Genomic DNA, 19,940 nt, shown 5'->3' with positions numbered 1-19,940 from the left:
CTGGCAGTTGCATCGTCGGTCACCAATCAGTGTGGCACCGCCTCAAGTCAGCGGGCGCCATCTACGAGAATCGGCTGTACGCCCTTCTCGGCTTCCGGGGTTCATTTAGCCCGCTAGACCGGCATACCCGAGGACGGCGCTCCACGGCGAACCTTGTCAGTTTCGGAAGTCGGCTGCACCAAGAGCAGGTGGTCTTCGGTGTGTGCAGCGCTCTTCTGCACGAGCTGATCAACAGATGGCTGCACGATTTGGTCGACGGGACGTGAAAACACGGTATGGCCTGCCCCCGCCTTCCGGAAAGGGGTCAGTTTCAGATGCCGTTGACACACGGCGATGCGGTAGGTCGGAACCTAGACGGATAGACGCAGAAGCAGAAAGCGGGATGTCCGAAGGGAGAGCCAGCTAGTTCTGAGGTTGCCGATCGCCCGGTCCCTGACCGGCAGTTGACTATGTCAACGAGGTTATCGAAACCGCCGAAATAAGTGGGGACTGTTGTATCGCTAGCCATTTGGCTGGCGATGGCCTGCCACACTGCGTAATGATCACGATCCATTAGCCCACCAGTGACTCGGGTACGCGTGCTCTAGATTGCGTATCTCTTCTAGATCGCAGTTCGATTCAGCTATGACCAGCCACAGACGCTCGATGAACCGGTGCTTCGTCATACCGAAGTTGACCAGGATCTCTTCCTCGGTCGCACCCCCATATGGCGCCCAGATGCTGGCGAACTCGATTAGGAGCTCCGCCTCGCTGTCAGGGTGTTTACGCTTGCGGTTTATCGCAATCCAAGCAGCGCGGCGTCGCTGACGCCAACGACGATATTCTTGGGAGTTCATGGCATTTCAGCATTTCTGGGAAGTGTTTTCGATGCTCATGGCGGCGGGGCTTACCTTCTGAGGGTCAGTGCGTTCGGAACTGACCCCCAAGAGCCTCATCCAGTGCTTCTGCAGTGCGTCATCAACCCGCTGCGGAGGTGGAGGATGCGGACAGTGACCGTACAGAGTCGCCACTACACCGACTCGTAAGCCTAAACAGCAGATCGGCATCATATGTCTCACATCGTCATTGCCTCGCGAGATGTTCAGCGACGACCACGATGCCTGTGTGAGCATCATCGTCGTCTCGCTACTGGCCAGTGGACACAGACATAGCGTGGGCATCACGCTGCCGACATCTCGAACCTTGAGCCGTCGGCCGACCGGACCTCGCGAGACAACAATCCGTCGTAATCGTCACGCGGTACGCACGACGAGACCACCGCCCGAAGCGGCCGGTGGTCTCACCGTCGACTTCCGCTAGACCTGCGCCGTAACTATTGCTGGATCCGTTCCCGCCTTCACTTCCTCCTCTGGAACCATCCGGAACATCACGATGGCGGAGATCAGGCTGACGGAACCGATCGCGATGACATACGCCGTGACACCAGCGGATGAGCCGCTCGCGTCGAGCAACACAAGTGCGATCATTGGCGCCAGGCCGCCACCGAGTATGGATCCGGTCTGCAGGATCAGCGAGGATCCGGAATAGCGCACGTGGGCGGGAAACGTGTCCGCGATGATCGCGCCCTGGACGCTGTGGGTTATCGGCATGACCAGCCCCATCAAGACGAAGGCGCAGACCGCAAGTGCCTTGTTGCCGGTGTTGATAAGCGGCAGGAAGGCGACGCCGGAAACGAGCAGTGCGATCGATCCGGCGATGAACATTGATCGCCGGCCGTAGCGATCTGCCACGGTGGTCCAGAACGGGATCAGGGTGCACCATACGGTCGCTGCCAGGGTCACGCACAGGACGAGGAACTGGCGGTCGTATCCGAGACGCTGCGTCCCGTAGGACAGACTGAATACCATGAACACGTAGCCAATGGCGCCGCTGGCGATTGCGGCGAGCAGGGTGACGGTGAGTCGGGGGAATCCGACCTTCAGCGATTCGGCGAGGGGGAACTTCACTACCTCGTCGTTGTCGACGACATTGGCGAAGGAGGGGGATTCAGTGATCCGGAGTCTGACGATGAGGCCGAGCAGGACAAGAACCATGCTGAGCAGGAACGGGATGCGCCAGCCCCAGGACGTGAAGGCTTCGTCGGACATCAGGGTGGTCGTGGCGAGAATGGTCAGGTTGGCGAGGACAAGGCCGGCGGGCGTGCCCATCTGAGGGAAGCCGGCGAACAGGTTCTTCCGCCCCTGCGGGGCGTGCTCCATGGACATCAGCGTCGCACCTGTGGTCTCGCCGCCAAGGGCCACGCCCTGAATGAATCGAAGTATGACCAACAGGGTCGGTGCCCAGATTCCGATTGCCGCGTAGTTGGGAACTACACCGATCAGGGTGGACGCGATGCCCATCATGAGCAGGGAGACCACGAGGGTCGACTTGCGTCCGATCCGGTCGCCGAAGTGTCCGAAGACGAGTCCGCCGATCGGGCGGGCGGCGAACCCGACGGCGAAAGTGCTGAATGCGGCGAGGGTGCCCACTGTGGGGCTGAGTGAGGGGAAGAACTGCGAGTTGAAGATCAGTGCCGCTGTCGTCCCGTAGATGAAGAAGTCGTATCCCTCGAGGACGGTGCCGGACAGTGTTGCGAGTGCGACTCGGCGGGCGCCCTTGTCGATTGGGGCGCCGGTTTTCTGGGGAGAGCTCTCGTTCATGTGTGACCTATCGGTGGGTCGTAAGATCGAATATTTCGTTGGCACCGCCGCCACAACGATGGTGGTCCGTCTCGTGGGGCGGCGGTGTGTTGCTCCCCTAAGTCTTGCCAATTGTGACATGGCGCACCAATGCTGAATCTTGGCTTTGCCATACCCTGTGGGCATACCGGGTCGGCGACAGGTGGCACCAATGAGGCGCCCCTATCAAGCGTGGGCCTCATTCTGGAACCTCCTCATGCGGAACGGGCACGAGGCCACCAATCCGACCGCAGCCTCCAGCGCGATCACGTACCGGTCGCGAAGAGGAGACCGTGCTCCTGTGGGAGCGAGTTGCGCCAGTGAGTCAGCGCCCCGTCGAGCGCGTTCGGTTGTCTGCCCTGTGGATTCTTAGCCGCTCGTGACCGCCGTCGGGATAGACGTCGGGCGGTAGCATTCATACTTCGTTCTCGTCGTTGTTGGGGCACGCAGTGCCCGACCGGCGAGACAGTGTGTCTCTCGGTCGGAGGGAGTATCTTCGCCGGGCGGTCGAGGGTGATCAGTGCCTGAATATTCAGGCTCACGTCGCGATCATCATCACTGTCCGAAGGGAACCGGGTGATCGAAGACCTGCCTGGAGGTTCCCCAGGCCGGCAACGTGATAAACCGTTCGAGGCCGCCGCGCGCGACCACCCGGCGAGACTCGTCGACGGCGTGCTCGACCAGTTGCGCCTCGTCGAGCTGCTGGAGCACTCGATCACGCATCAGGACACGACCGGCCACCACCACCGTGCCGACATCCTGCCCGCTCGCCTTGTACACCAGCGTGTGCACCGGCATGTGCACCGGCTGTAGATGCGGCTGCCGGGTGTCCACGACGATCATGTCGGCGGCCTTACCCGGCTCCAAAGAGCCGATCTCGTCGTCCCAGCCGAGCGCACGTGCGGCATCGATAGTCACCATCTCCAACAGCTTTCCGGGTGGCAGCACTGACACATCGCGCAGCTGGAGCTGGGAGAGCGTCTGGGCCTGCCGCATCGCGGTGAACAGGTCGAAGGAGGACATCGGTGCGCATCCGTCGGTGGTGACCGCGACGGTGACGCCGGCGTCGAGGAGCTCGGGGACCGGGCACCGCCCGCGGAGCGCACCGACCACGACGCCGGGACCGTGGGTGACCCCGGTCCCCGTCTCGGCGAGAATTGCGACCTCCCGACGGGAGAGTCCGAACCCGTGCTGGAAGTGCACGTCCGGCCCGAGCAGCGCGTTCGGGTCACGGCGGTGTGCCAGCTCGATCATCCCGCCGAACGCGTCGGTGTGAATCCTGGTTGAATACCGAGCTGCGAGGTCGCGGACCCGTTCGGTCTGCTCGAGATCCTCCGCCGTCAGCTCGGTGGCCAGGTCGGGAGCGGTCGGGCCCCCAGGGTTCAGGGACGGCACCATCGTGTAGGGGGTGACGTAGACGCGGATCCTGCCGTCGGCGCCGCCGTGCCACTCGCGGACTGTTGCCTCGGCACCCGCCATCATCTCGTTCAAGCACACGGTTGTGCGACGGTGTTCGTCGCCCACCCAGTAGCCGACTTCGCGGGGCCAGGGCAGGCCGCACGGCCCTACGCCAAGCACCGCGCGGAGGCCGACCTCCGCGTATGCCCGGGCGTGTGCGGCCCCGAACTCCGGGACGTCCGACCGCGGCTGCGATCCGAGGACGCTGACTCCGCAGGTGACCCCGAATTTCAGCCGTTCGAGGGCGGCGAGTTGCCCGTCCGCGTGCCAGAACTCGCTCGAGGTGTGCTCGAAGTAGGTTCGCGTGGCGATGCGCATCCACCAGGAGAGGGTGTCCACGCCGATCGTCTTGAGCAGTGCGTGGCCGCCGTGACCGTGGGCGTCGACAAGCCCGGGCAGCACGATCTGGCCGGCACAGTCGATCGTCTCTGCGGTCGTGTAGTCGCGCCGCAGGTCGGTCGTGGTACCGATCGCGGCGATGCGGTCTCCGACAACGGCGACCGCACCGTCCTCGATAATCCGCCGCTGCGGATCCATGGTGACCACGACGCCGTGCTCGAGGAGCAGGTCGGCGCGGATCGAGGATGGATGCCCCGACGCGGCGGTCATCTCGGCACCGCGACGGTCCGGAAGGTGGGGGGGAAAAGGTCGTGCTCCCTTCGCGACAGGTAGTCGCGATCGGTGTAGCTCGCCCGGTACCGATCCAGGTAGTGCTGGGCTCGTGCGCGGTCGCGTTCGGGGTCGACGCCGGGCAGCGCGCCGTCCTCGACGACCGTCCGTCCCGCGACCACAACGGTTTTCACGTCACGGCCGTTGCAGTTGAGGACGAGGGTTCGGATTGGGTCGTCGACGGGACCGACTCGGGTGCCGGTCAGGTCGACGACGGTGATGTCGGCCTGCGTCCCGGGAGCGAGGCGCCCGAGGTCCGGCCGACCCAATGCGTCGGCGCCGCCGACGGTGGCCGCCCGATATAGGTCCCGGCACGATCCGGCGGACTTGGACCGCTCGATGGCCTTCGTGAGCACCATTCCGGTGTCCATGGCCCGGATCATGTCCGGTGGCGCGGTGTCGGTGCCCATCCCCAGCCGGATCCCGTGGCTGAGATACCGGTCGAAGGACTCGAGCACGACCGCGTACCGGGCGACCGCCATCGGACAGAAGATGACCGTGGTGCCGCTGTCACGGAGCACATCGAGGTCGCTGCTTAGATGCGCAGCAGCCGGCATCTGGCTGTGCCCCGACACCGCCCACGCGTGCGGGATGAGGGTTCGCGGTCCGAGAAAGCCAATGCTCTCCAGCAGTTCGATCGGCCGCAGGCCGTGTTCGTGCTGAAGAACGTCGACCTCGTCCAGGGTCTGCCCGGCGTGCAGCCTGATCGGGCAGCCGAGGTCGTCGCTGGCCTCGCGTGCGCGTCGAAGCGCCGCGAGGTCCATGGTCTCGATCCGCGACGGTGCGAGCATGCCGCGGACCAGTCCAGCACGGTGGCCGTCGACATCGCGGGCGAAGCGGATCGCTTCGTCCAGTCCCCGCTCGCCGAGTGCGGGGTCGTGGTGCAGTCGCCCGCGTCCATCCGTGTCGATGATCGGCACCGCCGAGCGGAAGCTCGGCCCCAGGTACACGCGTAGCCCCACTTCGGCGGCGCTCTCGGCCGCGGAGGCCATCTCGTCGTAGGTCTCGGCCCACCCCTTGTAGATCTCCGAGGCGATGGGGAGGGCGGTCGTGATTCCGTTGAGCAGCAGCTGGCCGAAGGCGTAGCGCCGCTTGAAGGCCTCCTCATCGGAGGTGAACACGTCGTGTCGCCGGGCGAGGTAATCGGCGGACCAGCGCAGCCCCTTGGCCAGCTCCGCATCCTGATAGGTGTCGAAGATCGCGTGATCGATGTCGCCGAGCGCGTTGAGGTCGACGAAGCCGGGGCCGACGAGCGCCAGGCCCTCGTCGCGGTCGGCGTCGAGAGGGCCGTCGTATCCGTGACCGACGTGGATGACCTGGTCGTCCTCATAGACAACTTCGCCGTTCTCGTACACGAGGTGGTCGGTCCCGTCGTATCCGACGACGAAGCGGGCCGTGATCCGGGTTCTCACCGCCTCACTCCACCCGCACCGAGGGATTCGGCGACGTCACGCAGATAGGCTGCGGTCTCGGTGATGAACCGGCTCTGCTCGGCCTCGTCGCAGGGCGTCCCGGTCAGGTGCGTCACGGAGGGGCGTTCTCCCTCGGCGGCACGCCGTTCGTATTCCCTTGTGAGCCGGAAGATCTCGGCGAGCTCGGCGGTGGTGAGGTCGGGGTGCGCCGCGAGCCACGTGGGGTCGTACACGTGGATCGGCATGATCGTGCGGTCCCGCGAGTTCTCGATGGACAGCTGCAGTTCGGGTCGGTACTCGGCCAGGGCCGCAAGGATCGCCGGCCAGTCCATGACACCCTCGCCGCACGGTGCCAGCATGCGACCGATACCGTAGTCGGTGGTGAACATCGCGACGTCGCGGACGTGGCTCATGCGCACATAGGGGGCCACTCGGCGGGCGGCGGCGAGCGGATCCTCGGCGCGGGCCACCACATTTGCAGGATCGAAGGTCACGCCGATGGCATCCGGACCGATGGCCTCGACAATGTTCACGACTTCGAACGAGGTTATCTCCTCATGTGTTTCGACATTGAGGTGGCAACCGAGGTCTCGCGCCACCGGAGCGAGCGACCCGAGAAAGCGTTCGGTGGCCGTGAGCTGTTCGGTCCACGAAACGTCGGTGCGGAACCGGTCGAAGACGAAGTACCCGGGCAGCCGTGGCTTGTAGTTGGCGGTGCCGACCCACAGTTCGTTGCAGCCGATCTCGGTGCACGCCTCCATCATCCGGATCATGCCGAGGCGATAGTCACCGTCGCCGAGCTCGCGCACCTCCGGTGCCTCGGCGTTCGCGTAGGGGTTGACCTTCGCCAGGCCCATCTCGAGGTAGAGTTCCCGCTCGTCGGCGCGCTGCCGAAGTTCCTTGAGCACCTGACGGTCGAGTGTGGGTGTGATGTCCAGGACCGTCCGGAAGAAGACACCGTCCATACCTAGCTCCGCCGCGTAGTCGAGATTCTCCACCGCCGTGCGGCGTGCTGCGCCAGGCAGCTTGCGACCGTCCACTCCGACCTTCATTTTCCGTTCCCTTCATCTGGTTGGCCACGACGCTAGGGCGTCGTGGCCAAGTGCTGTTGCCAAGACTGTGCATACTTCGCGTGCGACTCGAGCCTTTCTTCGAGTCCGTCGACCGCCAGTGCGCCGTCAGTGACGATCGGCCGACCGGCGACGACGGTGTGGCGCACAGTCGGCGGTCCGCACCGCAGCCAGGCCTCGACCGGGTCGGTGCCCGCGCCGGCATATCCGATCCCGCCGGTATCCCACACGGCAAGGTCCGCCTGCAGCCCGGGCGCGAGCGCGCCCACCTCGCCATCGCGGCCGAGACAGTGCGCCCCACCAAGTGTCGCCATGGCGAGGGCCTCGCGCGCCGTCATCGCAGCGGGCCCGCTGTGCTCGCGCGCGAGGAGTAACGCGGTCCTGGCCTCGAGCCACGGCTGCGCTAGGCCGGAGGACGCGGCACCGTCCGTGCCGAGACCGACACCGCAGCCCGCCTGCCGCAGCGCGGTCACCGGGGCAGCGGCGCCACCGAGCATCAGGTTGGAGCTCGGGCAGTGCGCCACGCCAATACCTGCCGCGGACAGCGCGGCGACATCGGCCTCGGTGGTGTAGATGCCGTGGGCGATCCACGCGCGCCCCGACCAGCCGGCGTCGACGAGCACGTCGACGGGGCGGCGGCCGAAGTCGCGCAGCGAGGCCGCGGCCTCACCCTGTTGCTCGAACAGATGCAGGTGCAGCCGGGCATCGAACCGAGAGGCCAGCTCGGCCGAGCGTTCGAGCAGGCGGGAACTGGTGGCGGCCAGGGCCGTCGGACCGAGCGATATCCGTGTGCGGGAGGCGGGGCTCGGGTCATGGAATGCGACGAACAGCTCCTCGCTCCGGCGGAGGATCGTTTCCTCGTCCTGCGCTCCGTCGACCGGGATCCTGGCAATGTCGACAAACCCCCGGCACGGGTCGAGCCGCATCCCGAGCTCCGTGGCCGCTGTGATCGACGCCTCGACCAGCCCGGGTTTGGGATGCAGGTATATGTTGTCGGCCGTGGTAGTGCATCCGGCGAGCGCCAGCTCGGCCAGTCCGATCCAGGCCGACAAGTAGGCCGTGTCCTCGTCCAGGCGTGCCCAGATCGGACGTAGGTGGCCCAGCCATTCTTCGAGCCCGCTCGCGCAGGCCGGCACATAGGCGCGGGTCAGATTCTGAAACAGGTGGTGATGCGCGTTCACCAGACCGGGCGTCACGATTGCCCCGCGGGCGTCGAGGGTGCGCCGGGCAACAGGCTCGTGTCCACTCGGCCCGACCGCCGTGATGACACCGGCGTCGCAGGCCACCCAGCCGCCCTCGATGTCGATCCCCGCCATCGTGACTACCCAGTCGGCGTTTCGTACCACCAGGTCGACCGTGTTCGGGGCGTGGGATCCGCTCACGGTAGGCCCCCGGTCGATCGCAGTGTGGTCCAGTCTTCGCGGTGCGAGATCGGGTCCGCGCCCTCGTCGGTGATCAGCAACATGTCCTCGATATGAAGGATTTCCCGGTCTGGCCCGTAGGTGTTGGGTTCGATGTTGACGATCATGCCGGGCTCGAGGATCACGTCGTCGCGTTCGTGCAGCACCGGCCGCTCGGTTCCACCGACACCGATCCCGTGACCGATGCCGATGTGCCCGTAGTTGAACAGCTCGATACCGAGATTTTCACACTCACGGCGGGCGTGGAGATAGACGTCGCCACATCGGCGGCCCGGGCCCATGTACTCGATGACACGCCGGTTCAGCTCGTACTGCCGGGCATAGGCATCCTGCTGCGCCTGGTCGGGTTTGCCGACTACGGCCATTCGACCAGCGTCCGTGTAGAAGTATCCCTGGTAGCGGGACTTGACGTCCAACCGAACCCAGTCCCCGTCTTCGAATCGCCGCGCGGTGGGCGGGCCGATACGCGCCGCGTTTGGTCCGCCGCCGACTAGTGGGTCGACCGTCGAGAATCCGGCGGACTGCATGTGGGAAACGAGTCGGTCAGCCACCTCACGCTCAGTCATGCCCGCCGACAGATCCGCGATGGTACGAGCAAGTGCCTGCTCGGTGAGGGCTGCCGCCTCCGCAATTGTGGCGATCTCGGGAGGGCTCTTGACCATTCTCAGCAATCGGAGGGCATCATCGAACTCGACTAGGTCCGCCGCGGGGAGTAGCCGGTGGAGCATCGCGTGCGCGACCACGGGCATGCGGTCGGCCTCGAAGCCGAGTCGTGCGGTACTGGCATACATGCTGGACAGGTAGTCCGCGACGCGGTCGACGATACCGTTGGGGAACCGTGCGCCGCGTTCGTCGTAGCCCAGGACTTCAAGACTCGGTGCCATTAGCCCCACTGTCGACACCGTTTCTTGACTCGTGAAGACTACGCCCTTTCCGTCACGGTCAACGAGGATCACGTTGGGGCGATCGAGGGCACTCGCTGAGCGCAGCGGTGCCCCTGCGGCGAACTGTACGTTCTCGAGCCCGAGTAGCAGCACTACGTCGAGCCCGCGTTCCTGGAGGATCGTGCCAATACGCGATACCGCAGCCTGAGTCGCATCGCACTGTGTTGTCATGTCATCACTTCCGATCGATTGGTTGTTAGTGTTTGGGCATTTGGGATAGGACCCAGCAGGTCGGTCGTGTGGTTCGCGGAGTGCTCGGCTGCGCAGCTCGATCAGCCCGGCGGGCGCTGCGCCCTGCGGCGGCCCGACACGTTCCTTGCAGGTGCTTTGCCTGTCGGGTGGTGGCATTTTGCCGTGACCGACCCATACTGGGACGAGAAGGCAGTGGGTCCAGGCGTGACTTGTCGGCATTCCGCGTGACCTCGTCCTACCGCACATTCTGGTTCGAATGCGCACCCGAAGGCTGCGTGCGATCTGTCGTTGTTCTCGGTGAACCCGTGTCCGAGGCGCAGTGCCTCCGTGTATCGGTGGCGCGGTCTGGTGGCCACCTGCTTGGCTGGACCCCGTTCGACGGTCCTGCCAGCGAGCAGGACTTGCAGCGTGTCGCAGTGGCAGGCTAAGACGTCAAGATCACGTCCGGTCACCACTACCGCCATGCCGCGCGAGTCCGAGACCTGCTGTAGTGCACCGAGGATCTGTCGGCGCATCAGTGGGTCTCGGTGTGCCAGCGGCTCGTCCACAACAAGTACTGCCGGTTCGCGTGCGAGCGCCAGCGCGAGCATTGCGCGGATTTGTAACTCGGCGGTGAGCTCGTTCACGAGATACCCGTACACGCGCGCCGGGTTAGGCATCCCCACTTCGTCGAGCAGCTCTACAGCACTGTGTCGAGCAGATGCTTCGGTGGTGCCACCGCGGCGACTGACAGCCGAGGTAATCTGGCGCCCAATCGACCAACCTGGGTCAACTCCACGAACATAGTCGTCGAGTAGCGCCACCCGCCGACACTGCACGTCCTGCCACCGCTGTTCGCCGAGCGAATGAAGCGGTCTGCCAGAGAGTTCCAGAGTCCCGGAAGTCAACTCCTGGGGTGGCTCTGCTGCCCAGAGCAGCGCACGGGCGAGAGCGGATTTTCCGGAGTGCGGTCCGCCGACCACCCCGAGGCGCTCACCAATACGCAGGTCGAAGTTGACGTCGTCGAGCACCGGTAAATCACCGTCGGGGGTATGGACGACCGATCGAATCCCACGAACGCGGAGAATCACATCGCGTTCTGCGACGCGTGGTCCCGGTGACGCGGGGATGTGTACGTTTGGCATAACTCCCGCCCTCCCTACATCTGACTTGTCACAGGGACGACACGATGGTCCTCATCGGGCACATGCGCCCATCCCGATATGCGACCAGTGGCCTTCGTCAGCAGGGTGTGCATTGTCGCTATCCCTGTACTCCTTCGGTGGTGCATCCGAGGAACCTCTCCGCGTTCGATCGCGTGATCAGCTGTCGCGCAGTCTCGTCGAGGAACTCGCTCTTGCGAACCACCTCGCCGACGGGGCGCTCGCCGAGAGGGTATGGGTAGTCGCTGCCCACCATGACCCTCTCGGCGCCGATGGTGTCGACCAGCAGGCGCAGGGCCCGCTCGTCGAATACCACGGAGTCGACGTAGAACCGGCCGAGATAGTGCGACGGCGGGAAGTCCGACGTCCCGATCACGTCGTTGCGGCTATGCCAGGCGTTCTCCATCCTCCCCAGCCAGAATGCGAACGACCCACCGCCGTGGGCGAATCCGATTTTCAGCCCCTCGTCGATCCGGTCGAAGACGCCCCCGAGGATCAACGAGAGGATCGACAGGTGCGTCTCGGCTGGCATCGCGGTCAGCCACTGCGCCATCCACCGGTCCAGCCGCGGCGAACTCGACATGTCCCACGGGTGCACGAACACCGGAACGTCCAGGGAGGCGCAGTGCTGGAGGAACGTGACGACGCCTTCGCTGTCGAGGTCGCGGTCGCCGACGTGGTTGCCGATCTCGACACCGCGGTGGCCGTTGGCCAGGCACCGCTCGAGTTCCCGGCAGGCGGCGTCGGTGTCCTGCAGCGGAACCTGACAGAATGGGATCAGTCGGTCGGTGGCCGGCTCGACTATCTCCAGTGCCAGGTCGTTGAGGATCCGTGCGATCCGCGAACCTTGGTCGCCCGACCTGTCGTAGTTGAAGAATGCGGGCGTGGGTGAGACGACCTGGGTGTGCACCCCGTCCGCGTCCATGTCCCGCAGGCGGGTCTCGGCGTCCCAGCAGTCCGCCTGGATGCGGCGGAACTCCCGGGTGCCCATCATGATCATCGCGTCCGACTCGGTCTCGACCCGAAGCCAGGGCGCATCGGGTCCGGCGTCCGCGGTCAGATCCGGCCAGCCGTTCGGCACGTAGTGGGTGTGGATATCGATCATTCCGGACACGTCTCACCCCTTGCCGGGGTGGAGTGTTCCGCAGTTCCCGCAGGTGCGGGCCTCCACACTCTCGTAGAACCGGGTGAAGACGGGCGGTAGGTCGGCCACGATGTCGCGGACCTGGAGCTCTACCTCGTGGATCGGGGCGTCACAGTTCATGCAGTACCACTGGAACTTCTCCAGCGTTCCCTCCTGGCGGACGCGCTCGATGACCAGGCCGATCGACCCGGCCTCGGGGCGTTGCGGCGAGTGCGGAAGATTGCCGGGCAGCAGCCAGGTCTCGCCCTCCCGGATGTGCACCGTGTGTGGACCGCTGTCGGTCATCACGTTGACGTGCATGTCGCCTTTGAGTTGGTAGAACCACTCCTCGTACGGATCGAGGTGGAAGTCGGTGCGCTGGTTCGGCCCCCCGACGACCTGGACGATGAAGTCGGTACCCATGGCCATGGTCTGGTTGTTGACCGGGGGCTTGAGCAGGTGCTCGTTTTCGACGATCCACTTCTGGAAGTCGATGGTCGGCGGAATGGTGGTCATGACGTGGCCTCCGGAGTCGTGTGGGTCTGGCGGTGGGGCAGATATGCGATGCCCTGCATCTCGATGAGTAGATACGGGTGCGGGAGCTGGTGCACGGCGACGGTGGTGCGGGTGGGCCCGGACTCGTCGAACAGTTCGGCGTAGACCTCGTTGTAGCCGCCGAAGTCGTTCATCGACACCAGGTACGCGGTGACCTGGACGAGATCGGACAGCTCGGCCCCGACCCCGGCGAGGATGGCGCGCATGTTCTCGATCACGGCTCGGGTCTGCACCCGGATGTCGAGGTCAGTGGTGCCCATCTCGTCGACCTCGACCCCGACGAAGGTGTTGTCGGGGCGCCGGGAGCTCGTCCCGGAGACGTACGCGAAGTCGCCGGCCACCTTCACATGGGGGAATCGACCGCGGGGCATCGCGAGACGATCGATGACCTTTGCGCTGTTTCCATTCTCGCTCATGCGATTCCCTTCACCGTGACGCGTCCGAGTCCGGCAATGTCGCACTGCGCGGTGCCTGCAGTGAACGGGATCGCCGCCGTTGCCGCGCCGGCGAGGATCACCTCACCGGCGCGCAGGGGGATCCTCCGGCGACAGCTGATGTCGAGCAAAGCATGCAGGGCACGTACCGGATTGCCGAGGATCGCGGCCGTCGAGCCGGTTACGGTCTCGGCTCCGACGTCCAAGCGCACCGCGCGGTTCGCCACGTCCTGCGGCTCCAGCCACGGGCCGATCACGTAGCCCGCGGCCGAGGTGTTGTCGGCGACGACATCGGTGTACGTGAAACGGAAATCCCGGTACCGCGAGTCGATGATTTCCATGGCCGGGGCGACCGCATCCACACAGGACTCGATGTCCCCCATCGGATCGTCCAAGTCAACGTCGCGGGCAAGACGGTAGGCGATCTCCGGCTCGATCTTGGGGTGGATAAACCGTGACAGGTCCACGTTGCCGCCGTCGGGGATCCGCATGGTATCGGTGAGTCGGCCGACGATCACCTCGGAGACCCCCATCTGGGCCATCTTCGCTCTGCTGGTGAAGCCGAGCTTTACCCCGACGAGGGACTCGCCGCGGGCCAGCCGGCGGTCGATCAGCGCGTTCTGGATCCGGTACGCGTCGTCGACGCCGATGCCGATGTCGTGGCTGGCGGCCAGGCTCGTCGTGTCGGTCACAGTACGCTGCGCCTCGTCCAGCCGCGCGGAGAGCGCCGTGACGTCGATTGTTTTGGTGTTCATCGTGTTTCACTCCCCACGAGTTCAGCATCGCGCTGCCGGACCAGGTCCAGGGCGATGTCGACGATCATGTCTTCCTGGCCGCCGACGAGTTTGCGGCGGCCGACTTCCAGCAGGATCGCGCGGGCGTCGAGCCCGTACCGCAGCGCGGCGCGTTCGGCGTGCAGCAGGAAGCTGGAGTACACGCCGGCGTAGCCAAGTGTGAGGGTTTCGCGGTCGACCTGGACCGGGCTGGCGCGCAGAAGTCGGACGATGTCGTCCGCCGCGTCCTGCAGCGCGAACAGGTCACAGCCGTGCTCCCAGCCGAGTAGGTCCGCCACAGCGACGAAGGGTTCGGCCGGACAGTTGCCCGCGCCGGCCCCCTGACCGGCGAGTGCGACGTCCACGCGGTAGGCGCCGTTCTGCACGGCGGTGACGCTGTTGGCCACCGACAGCGACAGGTTCTCGTGCGCATGGATGCCGATCTCCGTCCGGCCGAAAAGTACCTGCCGGTACGCGTCCACCCGTTCGGCGACGTCCTTCACCGTCAGCCGCCCGCCGGAGTCGGTGACGTACACACAGTGCGCGCCATACGACTCCATGAGCGCCGCCTGTTCGGCAAGCTCGGTCGGGGTGGCCATGTGGCTCATCATGAGAAACCCGGACACGTCCATGCCGTGTTCGCGCGCCCATTCGATGTGCTGGGCGCTAATGTCGGCCTCGGTGCAGTGGGTTGCGATGCGCACGCTCTGCACACCGAGATCGCGGGCACGGCGAAGGTGCTCGATGGTGCCGATGCCGGGAAGCAGCAACGTGGTGAGCTTGGCGTTCGTGATCACCTCTGCGGCAGCGGAAATCCACGCCTCGTCGGAGTGCGCGCCGAAACCGTAGGTGGCGCTCGATCCGCCGAGCCCGTCGCCGTGTGCGACCTCGATCGCGGCGACCCCGGCGGCGTCGAGTGCGGAGACGATCGCCCGGACCTGGTCGAGGGTGTACATGTGCCCCATCGCATGCATGCCGTCGCGCAGCGTGACGTCTTGAACGTAGATTCTCATGCGCTGAACCATCCCCTCAGCTCGCCGATCCGCTCGGCGGCACGTAGCGCCGCGGAGGTCATGATGTCGAGATTGCCCGCGTAGTCGGGCAGGTAGTGACCCGCACCGAGGACCTCCAGGAAGACCGACACCTTCACCCCGGAGATCGCCCGCCCGAGCGCCGGTACCACGACGTCGGTGAACTCGTCGAACTGCACTTCCTGCTTGAGCGTGTAGCCGGGGACGTATTCCTGCACCGCCTCGGCCATCTGCGCCACCGAAGCGGCGATCTTGTCAAGATCGATTGCACCGTCGGTTCTTTCGACGAGGCAGTACACGGTGTCGCGCATGACAATCGGCGGCTCCGCCGGGTTGAGGACGATGATCGCCTTGCCGACCTCGGCGCCGCCCACGACGCGGATCGCCTCGCTGGTCGTCTCGGTGAACTCGTCGATGTTCGCCCGGGTTCCCGGACCGGCCGATCGCGACGAGATCGACGCGACGATCTCCGCGTAGGCCACCGGCGCCACCCTGGAAACGGCGGCGACCATAGGGATTGTGGCCTGGCCGCCACAGGTGACCATGTTGACGTTGTCCGCGCAGAGGTGCTCGTCGAGGTTGACAGACGGCACGATGAAAGGGCCGATCGCCGCCGGGGTCAGGTCGATGATCAGTTTGCCGTGCTCACGTGCGATCTCCGCGTTTCGGAGATGCGCCTTCGCCGAGGTGGCGTCGAAGATCACCCTGATCTTGTCGAACTCGGGCATCGACACGAGTCCGTCGATGCCCTCGTGGGTGGTCGGCACCTTCATACGCGCAGCCCTGGCCAGTCCGTCCGACGCCGGGTCGATCCCGACCATCGCGCCCATGCGCAGTGACCGTGACAGACGCATCACCTTGATCATCAGGTCCGTGCCGATGTTGCCGGATCCGATCACGGCGACCGCGACTGTTCCCGCCTGTTCCCTGCTCATGGCTGTCCTTCCTCGATGACGGCGTCGACCTCACCGATTCCGTCGAGTCGGAGCCGGAACGTGCCCGGGGCGGTGATCGGGACCATGGGCCCCAAAGCGCCCGACAAGATCACGTCACCGGCTCGCAGTGGTTGTCCGCGTCGGGCGAATTCGCGCGCCAGCCAGGTCACCGCCACCACCGGCGACCCCAGGCAAGCGTGCCCGGCTCCGAAGGAGACCGGCTCGCCGTCGCGCTCGAGCACCATCCCGGTCCGGGCTAGATCGAGTCCGGTCGGCGCCACCGGTGTGGCGCCGAGCACCACCGCGCCACTGGACGCATTGTCCGCGACCGTGTCGGTGATCGTGAGATCCCAGTTCGCGATCCGGGAATCCACGATCTCGACCGCCGGTAGCACGAAGTCCGTGGCCCGCAGCACCTCTGCCACGGTGGCGCCGGGCACGTCGATGTCGCGGCCGAGGACGAATGCAATCTCGCCCTCGGCACGCGGCTGCAGGAACCGCGAGTACGGCACAGTCTCGCCGTGGCCATACATCATGTCGTCGAGCAGGATCCCGAAGTCGGGCTGGAAGACACCGAACTGCTGTTGGACCACCGGCGCCGTCAGGCCAATCTTTGCGCCGACCACGCGGGCACCCGCGCCGACCCGCGCACCGATCACTTCGCGTTGCACCGCATAGGCCGCGTCAAGGTCGTTCTCACCCAAAAACTCTCGCACCGGTGCGGCAGCCCTCCCGGTCTCGTCCGCGAGGCGCAGCCGATCGGCCGCTGCCGCGATCAGGTTCGTGCTCATGATCGTCCCCTGTCCCGTCACAGTTGCACGCACACATTCGTCGGTTCGGTGTAGAAGTGCAGCGAGGACTCGCCACCCTCACGTCCGATCCCGGAAAGCCCGGCACCGCCGAATGGCGCGCGGAGCTCTCGCGTGAACCAGGTGTTGATCCAGGAGATGCCGACACGCATCTGCTGCGCGACCCGGTGACCCCGCCGGATGTCGTTGGTCCACACCGTGGCCGCCAACCCGTACTCGGTGTCGTTGGAGAGCGCAACCGCCTCCTCCTCGGTGTCGAAAGGGATCAACGCCGCGACCGGGCCGAAGATCTCCTCACGCACCGCACGGTCGGCGTTCGTCAGGCCGGTCCACAGGGTCGGCTCGATCCAGGATCCGGAGTTCAGCGCAGCACCCAGATCGGGAACGCCGCCGCCGGCGATGACCTTGGCACCGGCCTGCTCCGCTAGCTCGAAGTAGCCGAGGACCTTCTTCCGGTGAGCCTGAGAGATGAGTGGTCCCGTCGTGGTGGCGGCGTCCGCCGGGGTGCTCATCCGCAAACGCGCGGCCCGCTCGGCGAGGCCGTCTGCGATGTCGTCGAAGATCTTGCGCTGCACATACACCCGCTCGGTACACAGGCACACCTGCCCGGTATTGGTGAAGACGGACCGGCTCAGCCCGGTGAGTGCCTCATCGAGGTCGACGTCGTCGAACACCACCGCGGCGTTCTTGCCACCCAGTTCGAAGGACACCGGCCGAACGCGCGGCGCAACGGTTCTCATCACGTGCGTGCCGGTGGCGGAGGATCCGGTGAAGGTCACTCCGTCGATGCCCGGGTGCGCGGTCAGGAACTCTCCCGCCGAGCCGGATCCGAAACCGTGGACCACGTTGTACACACCCCGTGGCAGTCCGACCTCCTCGAGCACCTCGGCGAGCAGAGTGGCGGTCGAGGGTGTTTCCTCACTTGGCTTGACGACCACCGCGTTGCCGCAGGCCAGCGCCGGCGCGACCTTCCAGGTCAGCAGCAGCAGCGGCAAGTTCCACGGCACGATCACCGCCACCACCCCGAGCGGCTTGCGCACCGCATAATTCAGCGCCTGCTTCCCGCCGGTGAGGTCGGTGATGAACGATTCCTGCCCTGCCGTGGCCGCGATGTCGGCAAAGGCACGGAAGTTGGCCGGTGCCCTGGCAACATCGAGTTCGCGAGCCTGCGTAACCGGCTTTCCGGTGTCCGCGATCTCCGCCGCAACGAACTCCTCGAACCGCTCCTCAATCCGGTCCGCGGCGCGCCGTAGCAGCGCCACCCGCTCGCGCACTGGTGTGTCAGACCAACCGTGGTCGAGCGCACGGCGGGCGGACGCGACCGCGCGATCGACCAATGCCTCATCCGCCTCGTGCACCCGGGTGAACACGTGACCGGTCGCCGGATCGGACTTGTCAAATCCGCGGTTCTCGTCTGGATCGACGAATCCGCCGTCCACGAAATTGCGAATCCAGCCCTCACTCGATCTCGTCATGCGTCAACTGTGGCGCGAGCAACGATGCCAATCAAATGCATAATCCGGTTCACGCTATGCAGTGAAGGCATAGCACGGGTTTGGTGAGCCCTGTTGTGAGCCCGGCGCAGCGTGCTACGCCCATCGGTGGCGTTGGTCCGTCCCGATCGAACGCGGTCGCGGCAGGGAAGAGCTGCGCAGCTACAAGATCACCGTGGGGCGTGGCTGCGTTTTCTACACAGCAGGCGGTGCAAGGCAGTCGCGACGCCCGATAGGCACCGAAACCTGGGTCTGGTGTACTCGATCCGGGTGTCGCCAGGGGCGCGGTGCACTCAGTTGCCGCGTCCGGGAATCATCTCGGCCGCGATCTGTCTCAGGTTGCCGACCAGAGCCTCGGCGGACGGGCTCAGGGTCCGGCTGGCCGAGAGAGTGATGCCAACGCTGTGCCCGATCGGGTCCAGTGGAACGGGAACGGTCGTCAGCCTGTCATCGTCTCGGGCGATTAGGCTCGGGAGTACCGCGATCATGTCGGTCTCGACCAGCAGCCGACGCACCGTGAGGAATGAGGTCGCCTCCACGCGGTTCTCCGGAAGCCGAATGCCATGGCGTACGTAGAACTCCTCAAGTTCGCGCCGCAGCGCGGTCTCGGTGCCGGGCAGGATCCAGGGGAACGCACGCACATCGTCGAGGGTGAGCGCGGTCCGGCCGGCGAGCGGATGGTCCGCGCGGGTGACCAGCTCGACGGACTCCTCATACAGGGTGCTGCGGACGGCGAACTCGTCGGTGGGGGAGGTGAGCCGGCCGACGATGAGGTCGACGCGGCCGGCCTCGAGCTCGACCATTAGCACCTCGGGGGACCCCTCCCGCACGATCACAGTGAGCAGCGGGCGCTCCGCCTTCAATCGCGCGATCGCCACCGGGAGTAAGACGTTAGAGCCAGCCAGATGGGTGCCGACCACTACCGTACCTCGATCGGCGTCGGCCAACTCGACAACGTGGCGGCCCGCCTGGTTCAGCTGCGCTAGTACCGCCCGGGCATGGGAAGTGAACGCCTCGCCAAAGATGGTCGGCGTGACCCCCCGTGGTCCCCGCTCATACAGCGTGACGCCAAGAATCGACTCGAGGTCGTGCAGGCTACGGGTGGCGACCGGTTGGGTAACGTGCAAGGCGGCCGCCGCGCCGATGACGCTCCCTTGCCTGGTCAGAGCATCGACCAGGATCAGGTGCCGAAGCTTCAGCCGCCCGTCGAGAAGTTTGGGCATGTCCACCGGCCGAGAGTAGCCCGTCAACGGAGCACAGTGATAGGCGAAACCGGCAACAAGACCCCGCTGCCATGCTCTGCGGGCATGGGGGAGACGGGAACGAACATGCGTGATTCACGTCACGTGGCAACGATGAGACCGCATGAACCGTCATCGCAGACAGGCCCGCCCCATGCACGACCAACACCGCGCCTGCCGAACGACACCGTTCTCATCGAAGATGACTGGATCGCGGCTATCTGGGCATTGCCGAGGATGACGCCGACACGGACTCCGAGGTCATCGACCCCACCGGTAGCTACATCGTGCCCGGCACGGTCGATGTCCTGTGCCAGCGAATCGTCCTTGAGGCGGGTGTCTCGATCTGCAGCGAGGAACTTTGAGTGGCAAACCGAAGCGCTTCCGAGCCCCTACCGAGAGTCGGATCACGTCACTCACCCCTTGGGATGTGCTCGGCAATTCTGGCGACCCGGGGTCCTGCCCTGGGCGATCAAGCTGATCCACCTCGGCTCACCGCGGTCGGCGGAGTCGCCGCCCTGCGCGACATAAGGCCGCTTTGACAACTGGAGTGCGAGTCCAGACGGGTGGGCACGACTTGG

16 protein-coding genes are annotated in these 19,940 nt (G+C 65.6%); all 16 read right to left on the bottom strand.

Going from position 1 to position 19,940, the window contains the following annotated elements:
• Positions 1-1,295 precede the first annotated feature (1,295 nt).
• The 16 genes from OYT95_RS41095 to OYT95_RS41020 all read right to left on the bottom strand — a co-directional run bounded on the left by OYT95_RS41095 (position 1,296) and on the right by OYT95_RS41020 (position 19,347).
• Positions 1,296-2,639 carry an MFS transporter gene (locus OYT95_RS41095; protein ID WP_268792358.1) on the bottom strand — a complete coding sequence of 448 codons (1,344 nt, stop codon included), beginning with the start codon at positions 2,637-2,639 and terminating at the stop codon, positions 1,296-1,298.
• 573 nt (positions 2,640-3,212) lie between these two features.
• A complete protein-coding gene (locus OYT95_RS41090) occupies positions 3,213-4,724 on the bottom strand; it encodes an amidohydrolase family protein (protein ID WP_268792357.1) in 1,512 nt (503 codons plus the stop codon).
• Positions 4,721-6,196, bottom strand: coding sequence for a chlorohydrolase family protein (locus tag OYT95_RS41085; RefSeq protein ID WP_268792356.1), 1,476 nt, complete (start codon positions 6,194-6,196; stop codon positions 4,721-4,723). Before OYT95_RS41085 ends, OYT95_RS41090 begins: the two co-directional genes overlap by 4 nt.
• Positions 6,193-7,248, bottom strand: coding sequence for a sugar phosphate isomerase/epimerase family protein (locus tag OYT95_RS41080; RefSeq protein ID WP_268792355.1), 1,056 nt, complete (start codon positions 7,246-7,248; stop codon positions 6,193-6,195). The genes OYT95_RS41085 and OYT95_RS41080 overlap by 4 nt, the downstream gene beginning before the upstream one ends.
• Positions 7,249-7,280: 32 nt before the next feature.
• Positions 7,281-8,648 carry an amidohydrolase family protein gene (locus tag OYT95_RS41075; protein ID WP_268792354.1) on the bottom strand — a complete coding sequence of 456 codons (1,368 nt, stop codon included), beginning with the start codon at positions 8,646-8,648 and terminating at the stop codon, positions 7,281-7,283.
• A complete protein-coding gene (locus tag OYT95_RS41070; protein ID WP_268792353.1) occupies positions 8,645-9,802 on the bottom strand; it encodes a M24 family metallopeptidase in 1,158 nt (385 codons plus the stop codon). The genes OYT95_RS41075 and OYT95_RS41070 overlap by 4 nt, the downstream gene beginning before the upstream one ends.
• Before the next feature lie 101 nt (positions 9,803-9,903).
• The gene (locus OYT95_RS41065; RefSeq protein ID WP_268792352.1) at positions 9,904-10,833 is read right to left on the bottom strand and encodes an ATP-binding cassette domain-containing protein; all 930 of its coding nucleotides are present in this window, start codon (positions 10,831-10,833) and stop codon (positions 9,904-9,906) included.
• A 232-nt stretch (positions 10,834-11,065) separates the two neighbouring features.
• Positions 11,066-12,079 (bottom strand): amidohydrolase family protein, encoded by a 1,014-nt coding sequence (locus OYT95_RS41060; RefSeq protein ID WP_268792351.1) that lies wholly within the window; start codon positions 12,077-12,079, stop codon positions 11,066-11,068.
• Between the two features lie 3 nt (positions 12,080-12,082).
• Entirely contained in the window at positions 12,083-12,604 is a 522-nt protein-coding gene (locus tag OYT95_RS41055; protein WP_268792350.1) for a 3-hydroxyanthranilate 3,4-dioxygenase, read from the bottom strand.
• The gene (locus OYT95_RS41050) at positions 12,601-13,059 is read right to left on the bottom strand and encodes a RidA family protein (protein ID WP_268792349.1); all 459 of its coding nucleotides are present in this window, start codon (positions 13,057-13,059) and stop codon (positions 12,601-12,603) included. Before OYT95_RS41050 ends, OYT95_RS41055 begins: the two co-directional genes overlap by 4 nt.
• On the bottom strand, positions 13,056-13,832 hold the full coding sequence (locus OYT95_RS41045) for a 2-keto-4-pentenoate hydratase (RefSeq protein ID WP_268792348.1): 777 nt from the start codon (positions 13,830-13,832) through the stop codon (positions 13,056-13,058). Before OYT95_RS41045 ends, OYT95_RS41050 begins: the two co-directional genes overlap by 4 nt.
• Positions 13,829-14,863 carry a 4-hydroxy-2-oxovalerate aldolase gene (gene dmpG / locus OYT95_RS41040; protein ID WP_268793243.1) on the bottom strand — a complete coding sequence of 345 codons (1,035 nt, stop codon included), beginning with the start codon at positions 14,861-14,863 and terminating at the stop codon, positions 13,829-13,831. The genes OYT95_RS41045 and dmpG overlap by 4 nt, the downstream gene beginning before the upstream one ends.
• A complete protein-coding gene (locus tag OYT95_RS41035; RefSeq protein WP_268793242.1) occupies positions 14,860-15,816 on the bottom strand; it encodes an acetaldehyde dehydrogenase (acetylating) in 957 nt (318 codons plus the stop codon). The genes dmpG and OYT95_RS41035 overlap by 4 nt, the downstream gene beginning before the upstream one ends.
• Positions 15,813-16,607: a 2-keto-4-pentenoate hydratase gene (locus OYT95_RS41030; RefSeq protein WP_268793241.1), complete on the bottom strand. Its 795-nt coding sequence runs from the start codon at positions 16,605-16,607 to the stop codon at positions 15,813-15,815. Before OYT95_RS41030 ends, OYT95_RS41035 begins: the two co-directional genes overlap by 4 nt.
• Before the next feature lie 17 nt (positions 16,608-16,624).
• Positions 16,625-18,100: a 2-hydroxymuconic semialdehyde dehydrogenase gene (locus OYT95_RS41025; RefSeq protein ID WP_268793240.1), complete on the bottom strand. Its 1,476-nt coding sequence runs from the start codon at positions 18,098-18,100 to the stop codon at positions 16,625-16,627.
• A gap of 311 nt (positions 18,101-18,411) precedes the next feature.
• Complete coding sequence (locus OYT95_RS41020; RefSeq protein ID WP_268793239.1) at positions 18,412-19,347, bottom strand: LysR substrate-binding domain-containing protein; 936 nt, start codon at positions 19,345-19,347, stop codon at positions 18,412-18,414.
• Between the last annotated feature and the right edge of the window lie 593 nt (positions 19,348-19,940).

This window comes from Rhodococcus sp. JS3073 (assembly GCF_026810085.1).
In the GTDB taxonomy this organism is placed as follows: Bacteria; Actinomycetota; Actinomycetes; order Mycobacteriales; family Mycobacteriaceae; genus Rhodococcus_F; species Rhodococcus_F wratislaviensis.
Note: the sequence above shows the minus strand (reverse complement) of the source record. Positions and strands in the feature narration are given on the sequence as shown.